This is a genomic window from Paenibacillus peoriae KCTC 3763 (assembly GCF_000236805.1).
Taxonomy (GTDB): Bacteria; Bacillota; Bacilli; order Paenibacillales; family Paenibacillaceae; genus Paenibacillus; species Paenibacillus peoriae.
In genome coordinates, this window is the sequence record NZ_AGFX01000012.1 from 457,454 (window position 1) to 471,719 (window position 14,266).

Annotated in this window: 11 protein-coding genes; all 11 read right to left on the reverse strand. The window is 45.5% G+C overall.

The genetic code is table 11. From position 1 onward, the window contains the following. Nucleotides 1-67 precede the first annotated feature (67 nt). The gene (gene rimP / locus KQI_RS0108485; RefSeq protein ID WP_007430065.1) at nucleotides 68-529 is read right to left on the reverse strand and encodes a ribosome maturation factor RimP; all 462 of its coding nucleotides are present in this window, start codon (nucleotides 527-529) and stop codon (nucleotides 68-70) included. 311 nt (nucleotides 530-840) lie between these two features. Then, the gene (locus KQI_RS0108490; protein WP_010346344.1) at nucleotides 841-5,157 is read right to left on the reverse strand and encodes a PolC-type DNA polymerase III; all 4,317 of its coding nucleotides are present in this window, start codon (nucleotides 5,155-5,157) and stop codon (nucleotides 841-843) included. Nucleotides 5,158-5,407: 250 nt separating this feature from the next. Beyond that, nucleotides 5,408-6,856: a proline--tRNA ligase gene (proS, locus tag KQI_RS0108495; protein WP_010346345.1), complete on the reverse strand. Its 1,449-nt coding sequence runs from the start codon at nucleotides 6,854-6,856 to the stop codon at nucleotides 5,408-5,410. Nucleotides 6,857-6,907: 51 nt separating this feature from the next. Further along, entirely contained in the window at nucleotides 6,908-8,179 is a 1,272-nt protein-coding gene (rseP, locus tag KQI_RS0108500; protein ID WP_010346346.1) for an RIP metalloprotease RseP, read from the reverse strand. Nucleotides 8,180-8,287: 108 nt separating this feature from the next. Next, nucleotides 8,288-9,427, reverse strand: a complete 1,140-nt coding sequence (locus tag KQI_RS0108505) for a 1-deoxy-D-xylulose-5-phosphate reductoisomerase (RefSeq protein ID WP_010346347.1) — start codon at nucleotides 9,425-9,427, stop codon at nucleotides 8,288-8,290. 152 nt (nucleotides 9,428-9,579) lie between these two features. After that, nucleotides 9,580-10,371 carry a phosphatidate cytidylyltransferase gene (locus KQI_RS0108510; RefSeq protein WP_010346348.1) on the reverse strand — a complete coding sequence of 264 codons (792 nt, stop codon included), beginning with the start codon at nucleotides 10,369-10,371 and terminating at the stop codon, nucleotides 9,580-9,582. 17 nt (nucleotides 10,372-10,388) lie between these two features. Beyond that, nucleotides 10,389-11,156: an isoprenyl transferase gene (locus KQI_RS0108515; RefSeq protein ID WP_010346349.1), complete on the reverse strand. Its 768-nt coding sequence runs from the start codon at nucleotides 11,154-11,156 to the stop codon at nucleotides 10,389-10,391. A gap of 84 nt (nucleotides 11,157-11,240) precedes the next feature. Next, nucleotides 11,241-11,795: a ribosome recycling factor gene (frr, locus tag KQI_RS0108525; RefSeq protein ID WP_010346350.1), complete on the reverse strand. Its 555-nt coding sequence runs from the start codon at nucleotides 11,793-11,795 to the stop codon at nucleotides 11,241-11,243. Beyond that, entirely contained in the window at nucleotides 11,795-12,523 is a 729-nt protein-coding gene (gene pyrH, locus KQI_RS0108530) for a UMP kinase (protein ID WP_007430057.1), read from the reverse strand. The genes frr and pyrH overlap by 1 nt, the downstream gene beginning before the upstream one ends. A 120-nt stretch (nucleotides 12,524-12,643) precedes the next feature. Further along, complete coding sequence (gene tsf, locus KQI_RS0108535; protein WP_007430056.1) at nucleotides 12,644-13,294, reverse strand: translation elongation factor Ts; 651 nt, start codon at nucleotides 13,292-13,294, stop codon at nucleotides 12,644-12,646. Between the two features lie 136 nt (nucleotides 13,295-13,430). Further along, nucleotides 13,431-14,129 (reverse strand): 30S ribosomal protein S2, encoded by a 699-nt coding sequence (gene rpsB, locus KQI_RS0108540; RefSeq protein ID WP_007430055.1) that lies wholly within the window; start codon nucleotides 14,127-14,129, stop codon nucleotides 13,431-13,433. Between the last annotated feature and the right edge of the window lie 137 nt (nucleotides 14,130-14,266).

The window sequence follows — 14,266 nt, forward strand, 5'->3', positions numbered from 1 at the left end:
TGTGTCCTGGTCAGCACACGAGGTATAAAACATGAAGTCATGTCAAACAGCAACAGTCAAATCCAAATTAAAATATGATCGCGAGCCTTGCACCAGCTACCTTTTCATAAGGTATGGCATGCTTCTTTTGTCCGCTTTGAACGGTGAGCTCCCCATCTTCAAAAGAAAGCAGACGACCTTCAAATTCCTTCAGGCCGTTGATCGGCTCGTATGTAGTAACAAATACATTTTTGCCTACCGCTTTAGTTACGTCCTCCGCTTTTTTCAGCGGTCTTTCGGCTCCTGGTGAGGATACCTCCAGAAAATATGCTGTAGAAACCGGATCATTTTCATCCAGCTTTTGGCTCAGATATTCACTGATCATACTACAGTCGTCCAGATCAATTCCTCCGTCTTTGTCTACAAAAACGCGAAGAAACCAGTTACTGCCCTCTTTGACATACTCGACATCGACCAGTTCAAAGCCATGCTCATCAAAATAAGGTTGGGCCATTTCTTCCACTGCTGATTTGATCTTTGGTGTGCTCAAAGATTATAACCTCCAAAAGTAAACTTTCCTGTGGTGAAAAAAGACGCCCCATTACTATGGACAATGCTTCTTCATCACCGGCATTTTCCATTTTCATTTGATGTAATGTTCATTTCGGGCTCACTGCAAATAAACCGGCGTACCGGTTTTGGCCCAAAAATAACGTTTTCACGTTGTAACTGTATATCAAACAGTAAAGAGTGGGTTTCCCCACTCTTTTAGCAACGGTTTTATCTCCATGATTACCAAAAAAATTATATCATAACCATAGTTATGTGACAAGTGCCAGAGCTTGACTACTGTGGTTCGGATTAAAATAAAGACAGCTGATTACTCTCTGGCAGACCTCGAAAGCACCCCATCTGGGACAGCATTTCGACAATGGTTTTACTGGCCTTCGACTTTTGCTGAAAATCCTCGACAGACAAAAATTCACCCTGTTCACGGGCAGCCGCGATGTTACGCGCCGCGTTTTCACCAATCCCCTGAAGGGCTCCAAACGGCGGAATGAGCGAATCTCCATCCACTTTGAAGCGTGTAGCTTCGGAACGGTACAAATCAATCGATTTGAAACTGAAGCCGCGAGCCGTCATTTCCAAAGCCATTTCCAGGATTGGCAGCATCCCTTTTTCTTTTTGCGGTGCCTGAAAACCAAGCTGCTCGATTTCGACAATCTTCCGCGCGATCGCATCATACCCCTGACAGCACAAATCAATATCAAAATCGGCTGCGCGTACGGAGAAGTAAGTCGCATAATATTCTATCGGATGATACAGCTTGAAATACGCTGTGCGTACCGCTGAAATAACATAGGCTGCGGCATGCGCCTTCGGAAACATATACTGGATTTTCAGACAGGAATCAATGTACCACTGTGGCACCTTGCATTTTTTCATTTCCTCAATCCACTCGGCACTAAGACCCTTACCTTTACGCACGCTCTCCGTAATTTTAAAGGCCAGACCTGCGTCCATCCCCGCCTTGTAAATCAAAAACAGCATGATATCATCCCGGCAACCAATTACGGTCTTGATGTTGCAGGTATTATTTTTGATCAACTCCTGCGCGTTCCCCAGCCATACGCCCGTACCGTGAGACAAACCGGAGATTTGCAGTAAATCGGCAAAAGAACTCGGCTGCGACTCTACCAGCATCTGGCGTACAAACTTCGTCCCCATCTCTGGTACACCATAGGTTGCGACAGGTGTGCGGATTTGCTGTGGTGATACGTCAAGTGCCTCCGTGGAGTTGAACATGCTCATCACTTTGGGATCGTTCATAGGAATCGTCGTAGGATCAACCCCGGTCAAATCCTGAAGCATCCTCATCATGGTCGGATCATCATGACCCAGAATATCGAGCTTGAGCAAGTTTGCATCAAAAGCGTGATAATCAAAATGCGTCGTTTTCCATTCCGAGCTCGTATCATCAGCCGGGTACTGCACCGGTGTAATGTCCTCGACCTCAATATAATCGGGAACAACAACAATCCCGCCCGGATGCTGTCCGGTACTGCGTTTTACACCCGTACAACCGGAAGCCAGCCTGTTCAGCTCGGCTCCGCGCCATTTTTTAAGATGTGCCTCTTCATATTTTTTGGCAAAACCAAACGCCGTTTTCTCAGCAACCGTACCGATGGTTCCTGCACGGAAAACACTTTTTTCACCAAACAGCACTTTCGTATAGTTATGCGCGACAGGCTGATATTCTCCGGAGAAATTCAAGTCAATATCGGGAACTTTATCTCCTTTAAAGCCGAGGAACGTTTCAAATGGTATATCCTGTCCCTCACCCTTAAGCTTGCCACCGCAATTCGGACAGTTTTTGTCGGGCAAGTCAAACCCGCTCGGCACGCTTCCATCCAAGAACCATTCGCTGTGTCTGCATTCAGGATTAACGCAAATATAATGAGCAGGCAATGGATTAACCTCGGAAATACCGAGGAAAGTCGCTACCACAGAAGAACCGACAGAGCCCCGTGAACCTACCAGGTATCCATCCTGATTAGACTTTTTAACCAGACGCTCGGAAATGAGATAGTTAGCGGAGAACCCGTATTTGATAATAGGCTCCAATTCTTTTTCAAGACGAGCTACAACGACCTCGGGCAAGGATTCGCCATATATGGATTGAGCCGTCTCATAGCACGTATTACGAATCTCCTCATCTGCTCCGTCCAGCAATGGCGTAAACAGCTTGTCAGGGAATAACTCCAGTTCCTCAAACCGCTCCGCCAGCTCGCTTGTGTTGGTCACAACAACCTCATAAGCTTTTTCCTCACCCAAAAACTCGAACTCTGCCAGCATTTCATCCGTTGTCCGCAAATGAGCATCCGGCTTACGGATATCTTTTAGCGGGCTAAACCCGGTAATGCCGTGTATGGTGATATCACGATACAGCTTATCGCGAGTCTCCAAATAGTGAACATTGCCTGTAGCAATAACCGGCTTATCAAGCCGCTTTCCTATTTCGCATACTTTGCGTATGGCCGTTTTCAGAGCGTCAGGTCCGCTTACCAGTTGCTTTTCCACCAGATGCATATACATCGTTAAAGGTTGAATCTCCAGCACATCATAAAACTGTGCGATTTCCTCGGCTTCTTCCTCGGATTTATTCAACACGGCCTCGAAAAACTCTCCCTTTTCGCAGCCGGAAATAATAAGCAATCCCTCTCTCATTTCCAACAATTTTGATTTAGGAATGCAAGGCACACGCTTGAAATACTCGGTATGAGACATCGATACCAGCTTGTACAGATTTTTTTTGCCTATTGGATTCAGGGCATAAATACAGCAGTGGAAGGGACGAACGGTCGATAGATCCTTCCCCACATAGTCATTCAAGCGATCGAGCATTTTCAACCCTTTAATTTGTTCCGCATCATTCAGCAATCCATTCAACACTTCTGTCAACGCAACCGTATCATCAATGGCTCGGTGATGGCTTTCAAGCGCAACCTTATATTTGGTCGTCAGCGTATTCAAACGGTGATTTTTCATGGTTGGAAAAAGTAAGCGGGCCAGTTCCAGGGTATCCAGTACCGGATTGGTCATTTCAGGCAAACCCATCTTTCGAAGCATTGCCTGGATGAAGCCAACATCAAATCGCGCATTATGGGCAACCAACACAGCATCGCCAGCAAAAGCTACGAATTCCTTCATAACCGGTTCCACATCCGGTGCATCCTTGACCATTTCATCGTTAATGTTGGTAAGTTGCTGGATATTGTAGGGAATACGCTCATGCGGATTCACAAAGGTTGCATAACGGTCAATTTCCTTGCCTTCATATATTTTGACAGCCGCTATTTCAATGATTTTATTTTGCGTGACGGACAAACCGGTGGTCTCAATATCAAAAACGACATAAGTCGCTGCTTTCAGATTTAACGGCTGTGCCTGCATCACAACCTCAACTGCATCATTAACCACATTGGCCTCAATGCCATAGATCATTTTAATTCCGTTTTTCTTGGCTGCCTTGGCGGCATCAGGATAGCATTGCACTCCACCATGATCGGTGACCGCAATCGCTTTATGCCCCCACTTGGCGGCTGTTTTGACATATTGATCGATCGAGGCTACAGCATCCATTGCGCTCATCTTTGTATGCAGATGGAACTCAACCCGCTTTTCCTCTGCGTTATCCTTACGTGTAGGCGGAGCCTGTACTTCAATCAGATCGGAAGGAATCATAACCAGCTCGGGAATTTGCATAAAACGATCATATTCTACCCGTCCACGGACTTTGACCCATTTTCCGTTAGCCAGCAGACTGAGCACCTTCAGGTCCTCTTTTGTTTTAGCAAACATTTTCATCTGCAAGGAATCACTAAAGTCTGTCAAATAGTAGGTAAACAGCGTACTGCCATTGCGCAGCTCTTTACTATCCAGACCAAAGATCGTCCCCTGCAAAGTAACTTTCTTCTCTTCGTCCTGAATATCCTGCATCGGAACAGGCGGCTCTTTGATTTCATAACCAAATTGAAGCCGGACATCTCCCTCTTCCTCTTCTACAGGCGGCATTTCAGCTTCCATACTTTCCATCATTTTCTGAATAACTTGGCGTTCTTCCTGCATCTTCTTCTCTTGGAACTCCTGCAAAGCCTCCTGGTTACTTTCACCCACCTGAATTTTAACACGCATAGAAAGTCCAAAATATTTGTCGTAAAATTTGATAATAGCTTGGTCAATCTGTTTTTTGCGCGCCAGTTCCAGCGACATGCTATCGCTCATCGTCAGTATGAATAGTCCATCTTCCCACTCATGCACAGCCCGATTCATCCAACCGTTTACAGAGGGAATTTCACGATGTACCCACTCCAGAAAAAGCTTCCAGTATTCACCGATGATATCACCAGGTTGAACCTGATCACCATAATGAAACCGAAATGTTATTTTAGCGATATGATTCATCTTTTCCTGTACCTGAATGCAAAACGTACGATATACCTGAGCGGGGACCAGTGTCTCCTTGACAAGGATGATATTCCAGTCCTTATTGGTACGGCTAATTTCTACCTGATCAATCCAACCGTCCAAAAAATAAGGTTCAACCACTCCCGCAGGCATCACAACCTGTTTCATCAGCAGCTCCAGCCGCTTTCTCTTTTCTTCAGCTCCGCCCATGGCTCTCCCCCCCATTTTCTAGTGAGCTCTCCCAGCTGTCTTTATAGTGTACAGCGGTCTCCTCATCTTCAACTTTCATTCCGAAAACATGAAAAGCTTCTGCGTCAAAAACATCTCCGACCGCAAAAGCTTTTCGTAGCCCTCCTCACCCTCCAACGCGACAATATAAATCCTACGGGGCATTCCACGTACAGTTATACTGTTGGCAGAGAAAATGAAGTGAGTATAATGGGTTTGCTTTACTTCTTTATTAGTACGCCCGTGCGAATACTACAGTATGCTTGGCTGGTTTGCCACAGCACAGACATGCGGTCTTTTGCTCGGTTGTTTTAAACGGTATGTTGCGACTTGTAGCGCCCGTCACTTCTTTAACCTTGTCTTCACATTCCTCAGATCCGCACCAGCCTGCCAAAGTAAAGCCGCGTTTTTCTTCCATGAGCGTCTTCATTTCATCCAGCGTATCGACGGAATAGAAGTTTTCTTCCATAAAATTCTTCGCACGATCATACATTTCCTGTTGTACCTGTGCGAGCATTGCTTGGACTTCCTCCAGCAGGTTGTCCTGCTGTACAATTTTTTTCTCGCCACTAATACGAGATACGAGTACACAGACACCGTTTTCCATATCACGAGGTCCGATTTCCAAACGTACTGGTACACCGCGCATTTCATATTCGTTAAATTTCCATCCTGGACTCACATCGCTGCGGTCGTCCATTTTCACACGTACACCAGCTTGCTTCAATTCAGCGAACAGTTCATCTGCACGCGCGATCACAGCATCACGCTTCTTAGGCGGTCCGATTGGAACCATAACGACTTGTGTAGGTGCAACTTTAGGAGGCAAAGCCAAACCGCGATCATCTCCATGAACCATAATCAGTGCACCAATCAAGCGTGTACTTGTTCCCCATGAAGTTGTATGTGCGAATTCCAGATTATTTTCACGGCTCAAATATTTAATATCAAATGCAACCGAAAAATTGGTCCCCATATAGTGGGAGGTCCCGGCTTGTACCGCACGCCCATCCTTCATCATCGCTTCCAGTGAGAATGTGTCCTTCGCACCTGCAAATTTTTCAGATGGTGTCTTTTGTCCAGTAATAACTGGAATAGCCAGAACTTCTTCAATAACCTCACGGTATACTTCCAGCATTTTCATCGTTTCTTCGCGTGCTTCTTCTTCTGTTTCATGAGCCGTGTGGCCTTCCTGCCACAAAAATTCACTTGTACGCAGGAAAGGTAGTGTCCGTTTTTCCCAACGTACCACGTTGGCCCATTGGTTAATAAGCACAGGCAAATCTCGATAGGACTGAATCCATTTGGAGTACATATGTCCAATCATGGTTTCAGAAGTCGGACGGATTGCAAGGCGCTCTTCCAGCTTCTCCCCGCCAGCCTCGGTTACCCAAGGAAGCTCAGGATTAAATCCTTCCACATGCTCTTTCTCCTTTTGGAAAAAGCTTTCGGGGATAAACATTGGAAAATAAGCATTGCGGTGACCCGTTTCTCTGAAACGCACATCCATGGCTTCCTTGATATGCTCCCAAATTTCAAAACCGTCCGGGCGGAATACAATACACCCGCGAACCGGGGAATAATCCATCAGCTCTGCTTTTTTAATAACATCAATATACCATCGGGAAAAATCTTCGCTCTGTGGCGTAATTTCCTCGACAAACTGTTTATCGTTCGACATAGAAATGCATGTCCTCCCATACAGACCGTTTTTATATAAGTCCGCCTCTAATTAACCATTAATTAAGCGTAAAATATCGTTGTACGTGACCGCGATCATAAGCAGAAACAGCATTGCAAAACCAACAAAATGGACCATTCCCTCTCTGCCCGGATCAATGGGACGTCCTCTTACCGCCTCCACACCGAGGAACACAAGTCTACTGCCATCCAACGCTGGGATAGGCAACAAATTAAATATCCCCAGATAGAGACTCATAATAGCCGTCCAATACGTTAACTGCTCAATACCCTGCTTGGCAATTTGTCCCGTCACTTCAAAAGTACGTACTGGACCACCCAGATCATTAATAGAAAAGCGTTGAATGAGCTGGCTAAATCCCTGGAAAATAAGATCGGTCGTTCTTACCATGGATTGTCCGGCAAATTTAAAGGTCTCTCCAACCCCTGCTTGGCGCTTTGGAAGTTCAGGCACGATACCTACTTTACCGCCCTTTTGCCCCTCCATTGCACGAGGTGTAATGGTGAGATCAAATGTTTGATTATCACGGCGAACCTTCCACTTCATCGGCTTGTCTTGAGAATCGGCAATCAGCTTGATCAAATTTTCAACATTCGCACCAATTGCAGTACCATTCACCGATTCAATGATATCTCCCTTATGCAAATCAGCCTCGGCAGCAGGCATCCCTGCTGTAATTTCACTAATTTGAACATAAGTGGGGTTCTCCACTTGTATCCCGACCATCTGGATATGCAGACCAAACAGAATAAAGGCAAGAATAAAATTCATCAGTGGCCCAGCAAAAATAGCCATCGCACGCTGTCCCACCGTTTTGCTGCCATACTGTCGATCCTTCGGAGCAATTTGAATGGATTGTCCTTTGGTTACCATCATCGCTTGCGGGTGTACAGTGTATTGCTGATCTTCACCATCCACATCCAATTTTACAGTCAGCGCCTCTTCCAGATCAATATCCAAAACTTCGCCACGGACCACATTTTTACGGTTATCCAATTGATCCAGATAAATGGTTTTAACGACGCCGTCCGTTACGCGTACAGCAATCGTTTGTCCGGCTTCAATTTCATTAACCTCCGGATCTTCTCCCGCCATGCGGGCGAAACCACCGAAAGGCAACAAACGAAGCGTAAACCGCGTCTCGTTTCTTTTATAAGAAAACAGTTTCGGACCGAAACCGATCGCAAACTCCCGTACCAGAATCCCGGCGCGTTTGGCAAAATAATAATGCCCCCATTCATGCACCGTCACTATGACGAAAAACATGAGCACCGTCATCAACACTATTTGAATCGTTTCCAATCGTTTCCGTTCCCCTTTCAATGAGATCGAGTTTGTCTTCCTAGATTACATTATTCTCCAATCCTGCACAAGAGAATCACATTTCGCTTCTCCAACCCCAAGTCAGCCCTATAGCCCGGCAGCTATGCTGCGAGTCTCAGTATCACAGGCTTCAATCGCAGACAGATCAGGGTTAGCCACATTGACATGTTGCTCCAGCACACGTTCAATAATAGCCTCAATATGCAAAAAAGAAATTTCTCCACGCAGAAAACGGGCAACAGCAATCTCATTAGCTGCATTAAATGCGGTTGGTGCTGTACCACCCATTTTACCACATTCGAAGGCAAGCCTTAAACAAGGAAAACGATGAAAGTCCATTTCCTTAAAATGGAGTTTGCCGACCTCAGCCAGCGACAGCGGCTTTGCCGGGGACTTCATTCGTTCAGGGTAAGTCAAGGCATATTGAATGGGTACTCTCATGTCCGGATTCCCCAGTTGGGCAACGATGCTAGTATCCTGAAACTCCACATAGGAATGAATGATGCTTTCCGGATGAAGCAACACGTGAATTTGCTCATAATCAAGCCCGAACAGCCAGTGAGCTTCTATGACCTCCAGCCCTTTGTTTACCATCGTTGCTGAATCAATCGTAATTTTGGCGCCCATCGACCAATTGGGATGTTTAAGTGCATCTTCCACCGTAACTTCACGAAGCTCTTCTCTTGTCAGATTCCTGAAGGAGCCTCCCGATGCCGTGAGGGTGATATGTGCCACATCTTTCATGCGCTCACCGTTCAAGCATTGGAAAATAGCTGAATGCTCACTGTCAATCGGCAGCAACGGCACGCCTTTCGCCCGAGCCCGCTCTGTGACCAGATGACCGGCAGTAACCAGTGTTTCTTTATTGGCCAAACCGATCTGCTTCCCAGCCTCAATCGCGGCCAGCGTGGAGTGCAATCCGACACTGCCCATTACAGCCGTCACAACCATATCTGCCTCTGTGTTTGCAGCCAGCTCAACGAGTCCTTCATTTCCCCAATGCAGTTCCATGCCGGGTGGCAGTAAAGGCCGAATTTCTTCCGCCAGCTGCCTGGTGCCGACAGACACTTTTTTAGGTTGATAAAGATGTGCCTGTTCAGCAAGCAGCTTTATGTTAGAACCACCCGCTAAAGCCTCAACAACAAACTGATCCGGGTGCATAGATACCACATCCAGCGTTTGTGTTCCAATAGATCCGGTTGAACCGAGTACCGTAATTCTTTTCATGATGCACCTTCCTATCCTGAAAATCACTTTTATCCAGGAGCTCATTGTTTGTTATTCAGGGCAGCTATGCTATTGGTTTCATCCTTCTTATGAAGCGGTGTGAGCAGCATAGAGATCAATCCTGAGCATAAACTGTAATCACCAGGTAAGTTTCATGGAAGCAGCATCAGCATATGTACAAATGGAAAAACGACAATCCAGCTGTCGCAGCGGTCTAAAATACCACCGTGCCCTGGCAACAGATTACCGGAATCTTTAATGCCGTACACTCGTTTGTACGCAGATTGCACCAAATCGCCCAGTTGCCCCACAACCGCACAAGCCAAGCCAATACCGAAGGCTTTGGACCACGGTAGCAGTCCTCCTGACAATCCGGCGAATAGCAGAGCTATAACCAACGCTAAAACAATCCCACCGATGGATCCTTCGACCGTTTTGTTTGGACTAATCGCAGGCCATAGCTTCGTTTTTCCTGCCATTTTACCTACAAAATAGGCCCCTGCATCACTTGCCCAAATACAAGCCAGCAATAAAAAAGTCCATAACAGCCCATGTTCCATATGACGTGATTCCGCAATATACGAAAACCCAAAACCTATATAAACCGTACCAAGGAATAGCATAGCTACAGTTTGAATAGGGATTTTGTTTTTCGTGCCCACTGTAATGACCATAAAAGCTATCATTAGCAGCCAAAGCATGCTGGCAAAGGGTAGTGGTGAATGCAAACCCAAAGGTTGATAAGGGAATACAAAAGCTAATATGCTCACGTACCCGAGCATTGCTGTACCCCCAAAAGGAGATACCTGCGTCATTCGTGCGAACTCATAAAATCCGATCAGGGCCATCACCAAAATAAGCAAATGGTAGGCCAAGCCGCCCCACAGGACCATCGCCAAAAAGAATACGCCTGCCAGAATACCGGTAATTAATCTCTGTCTCAACGGCTTTCATCCTCCATTTACTTCAGTCCGCCATAACGTCGTGATCTTTGCTGATATTCAATCACTGCTTCGTATAAGTGTTCTTTCTTAAATTCAGGCCAATAAATATCCGTAAACCATAACTCACTGTAAGCAAGCTGCCAGAGCATAAAATTACTGAGTCTAAGCTCACCGCTTGTCCGAATCAGTAAATCAGGGTCTGGCATATCACTGGAAAGCAACGTGTTTCCGATCATATCGGGCGTTATATCTTCTGATTTGAGTTTCCCGCTCTCAATTTGTCGTCCCAACGTTTGCATACATTCTGTGATTTCCAGCCGGCTACCATAATTTAATGCAAAATTAAGAACAAGTCCGGTATTATGTTCGGTTCGCCGAATCGCTTCAGTCAACGCTTCAACGGTATGAGAAGGTAAAAGCTCCTTGTTTCCCATCATACGTACCTGCACATTTTTTTCAATCAGCTCATCCAGCTCAATAGCCAGAAATTCCTGTGGCAATCGCATTAGAAAATCAACTTCGTCCTTTGGACGCGTCCAATTTTCAGTTGAAAAAGCAAATAAAGTCAAGTACTTAATGCCCAGTTCATCCGCCGCAATTGCTGTGCGTTTCACTGCCTTCATTCCATTTTGATGCCCTACAATCCGCGGCATTCCAATCCGTTTGGCCCATCTGCCGTTCCCATCCATGATGACAGCAACATGCTGCGGAATATTGTCTTTTGAAATGGCCGGTGTTTGCTGATTTTGTTCCCTGTTCCACCAAGACCGAACCCGTTTGATCATTCCAGTTCCTCCAGCATTCTCTGAAAATGTGCCTCAGGCTTGAAAAGAGACAAACCCCACCGTAAGGGAGGGGCTGCCATTCTTTTAGACTTCCATAATTTCTTTTTCTTTTGCAGCTAATACTCTATCCACTTCAGCGATAAATTTATCGGTTGTTTTCTGGATATCTTCCTGATATTTACGAGATTCGTCCTCGGAAATATCACTTTTCTCCATTTTTTTGATATCATCATTTGCATCACGGCGGATGTTACGAATAGCGATCTTCGCTTCTTCGCCGTTCTTCTTTGTCATCTTCACCAGTTCAGCTCTGCGTTCCTCTGTCAAAGCAGGAATGCTCAGACGGATGGTATTTCCATCATTCGAAGGTGTCAAACCCAGATCTGATTTTTGGATAGCTCGCTCGATGTCGGCCAAGGAGGATTTGTCCCAAGGCTGAATCATCAAGGTCCGACTGTCAGGTGTGTTTACGTTCGCGAGTTGGTTGACCGGAGTCATTGCGCCGTAATATTCAACCTGCACACGGTCCAGTAAAGCTGGTGTCGCCCGTCCTGCCCGCAAAGATGAAAGATCACGTTGCAATGCCTGAATTGCTTTTTGCATGCGCTCTTCTGCGCTTTTTTTCACGGATTGTGGCATTAATTTACACTCCCTTTGACGATCGTACCAATTTTCTCACCCAGCACGACACGTTTAATGTTACCTTGCTCTGTAATAGCAAAGACAATTAACGGAATATTGTTATCCATGCACAGCGAGGAAGCTGTAGAATCCATGACACCGAGGTTTTTATTGAGCACATCCAAATACGTGAGCTGCTCATATTTCTCGGCTGTGCTATCTTTAAAGGGATCGGCTGAATATACACCGTCCACTTTATTTTTAGCCATCAGAATCACTTCGGCTTCAATTTCAGCAGCTCGCAAAGCGGCTGTAGTGTCAGTCGAGAAGAACGGATTCCCTGTACCTGCCGCAAAGATAACGACCCGACCTTTTTCCAGATGGCGGATAGCTCTACGACGGATATAAGGTTCTGCAATTTGTTGCATCGCGATGGATGTCTGCACACGTGTAGGTACTTCAATTTGCTCCAAAGCATCCTGCAGAGCCAGTGAATTCATCACCGTTGCCAGCATACCCATGTAATCCGCCGTTGCCCGGTCAATCCCATTAGCGCTTCCAGCGATACCGCGCCAGATATTGCCGCCTCCACATACGATGGCAACTTCCACACCCAGTTCCACAACGTCTTTGACTTGCTGAGCAATCGAAGCAATCGTATCTGCATCAATACCGTAGCCGTTCGATCCTGACAGCGACTCTCCACTAACCTTCAGGACTACACGCTTAAAAACAGGTTTTTCCAAATGATCACCCTCCAATATCAATTATATTTTATGTAACAGGATAAGTGTCCTGTTGCAAGAAAAGGAACACCGATGTGTTCCATTTCCGCTTTTCCATATTCAATTACCGCTCGTTGGTAATTATTGTTTCACTTGAGACATAACTTCTTCGTAGAAGTTGTCTTCTTTTTTCTCCAGACCTTCACCCAGCTCAAAACGAACAAAGCGACGTACGGAGATGTTTTCACCAATTGTACTGATTTTTTCGTTGATCAGTGTGGAGATTGTTTTATCCGGATCTTTGATGAAAGATTGCTCCAGCAAGCAGAATTCTTCGTAGTATTTACCGATGCGGCCTTCAACCATTTTTTCAACGATTTTCTCTGGTTTGCCTTCGTTCAAAGCTTGTGCTTTCAAGATTTCTTTTTCTTTTTCAATCTCTTCCTGTGGCACTTCTTCGCGACGAACATAACGAGGGTTCGATGCAGCGATATGCATTGCAATGTCACGTACAAAATCTTTGAACTGGTCTGTTTTCGCTACGAAGTCTGTTTCGCAGTTTACTTCTACCAGTACGCCGATACGGCCGCCAGCATGAATGTAGGATTCAACAACGCCTTCAGTAGCAATACGACCTGCTTTGTTGGCTGCAGCTGCAAGTCCTTTTTCGCGCAGAACTTCAACCGCTTTTGTCAAATCACCATTTGCTTCTTCAAGCGCTTTTTTACAATCCAGCATTCCTGCGCCTGTTTTTTCACGAAGCTCTTTTACTGCGCTAGCATTAACTGCCATATTATTTCCCTCCAAATTTGATTTTCAGTGGTATACACAAGCTTTATTCCTTAAAAAAAGGGTAGTGAGAGGTTATCCACCTGCCAACCACCCTTTTCATTTAATTCGTATAGGTATTTCCTATCGGAAATAAATATTATGCTGTAGTTTCTTCGCCTTGGTTTGCTTCCATAACTGCATCAGCCATTTTACCAGTCAGCAATTTAACAGCGCGAATCGCATCGTCATTACCTGGGATAACATAGTCGATTTCGTCTGGATCGCAGTTAGTATCAACGATACCAACGATTGGGATACCCAATTTACGAGCTTCAGCAACCGCGATACGTTCTTTGCGTGGATCAATGATGAACAGAGCGCTTGGAAGGCCCTTCATGTTTTTGATACCGCCCAAGAATTTTTCAAGACGATCTTTTTCTTTGCGAAGAATGATAACTTCTTTTTTAGGAAGAACTGCGAATGTGCCGTCCTCTTCCCAAGATTCCAACTGTTTCAAACGATCAATACGTTTTTGAATAGTTTGGAAGTTAGTCAGTGTTCCACCCAACCAACGTTGGTTAATATAGAACTGACCAGCGCGTTCAGCTTCTTCCTTAACGGAATCTTGCGCTTGTTTCTTTGTGCCTACGAATAGGATTGTACCATTCTCAGCTGCAATGCTTTTCACGAAGTTGTAAGCTTCCTCAACCTTTTTCACTGTCTTTTGCAAGTCAATGATGTAAATACCGTTTCTTTCAGTGAAGATATAACGATCCATTTTCGGGTTCCAGCGACGTGTTTGGTGACCAAAGTGAACCCCAGCTTCCAAAAGCTGTTTCATGGAGATTACTGCCATCTTCACACACCTCCTAAGTTTGGTTTTTGTGTGTCCTCCGCCGACATCATTTTTCATAAAGACTTTCCGTTGAAAGCACCCTTCACGAAATTAACCGACGTGCGTTTTTAACACCGTCAATTAATATACCATAACAC

Excerpts from the sequence above, each read along its gene's own strand:
- KQI_RS0108490 (WP_010346344.1), bottom strand. The coding sequence starts at position 5,157 with ATGGGCGGAGCTGAAGAAAAGAGAAAGCGGCTGGAGCTGCTGATGAAA.
- proS (WP_010346345.1), bottom strand. The coding sequence starts at position 6,856 with ATGTCGAACGATAAACAGTTTGTCGAGGAAATTACGCCACAGAGCGAA.
- KQI_RS0108505 (WP_010346347.1), bottom strand. The coding sequence starts at position 9,427 with ATGAAAAGAATTACGGTACTCGGTTCAACCGGATCTATTGGAACACAA.
- KQI_RS0108515 (WP_010346349.1), bottom strand. The coding sequence starts at position 11,156 with ATGATCAAACGGGTTCGGTCTTGGTGGAACAGGGAACAAAATCAGCAA.
- frr (WP_010346350.1), bottom strand. The coding sequence starts at position 11,795 with ATGCCACAATCCGTGAAAAAAAGCGCAGAAGAGCGCATGCAAAAAGCA.
- tsf (WP_007430056.1), bottom strand. The coding sequence starts at position 13,294 with ATGGCAGTTAATGCTAGCGCAGTAAAAGAGCTTCGTGAAAAAACAGGC.
- rpsB (WP_007430055.1), bottom strand. The coding sequence starts at position 14,129 with ATGGCAGTAATCTCCATGAAACAGCTTTTGGAAGCTGGGGTTCACTTT.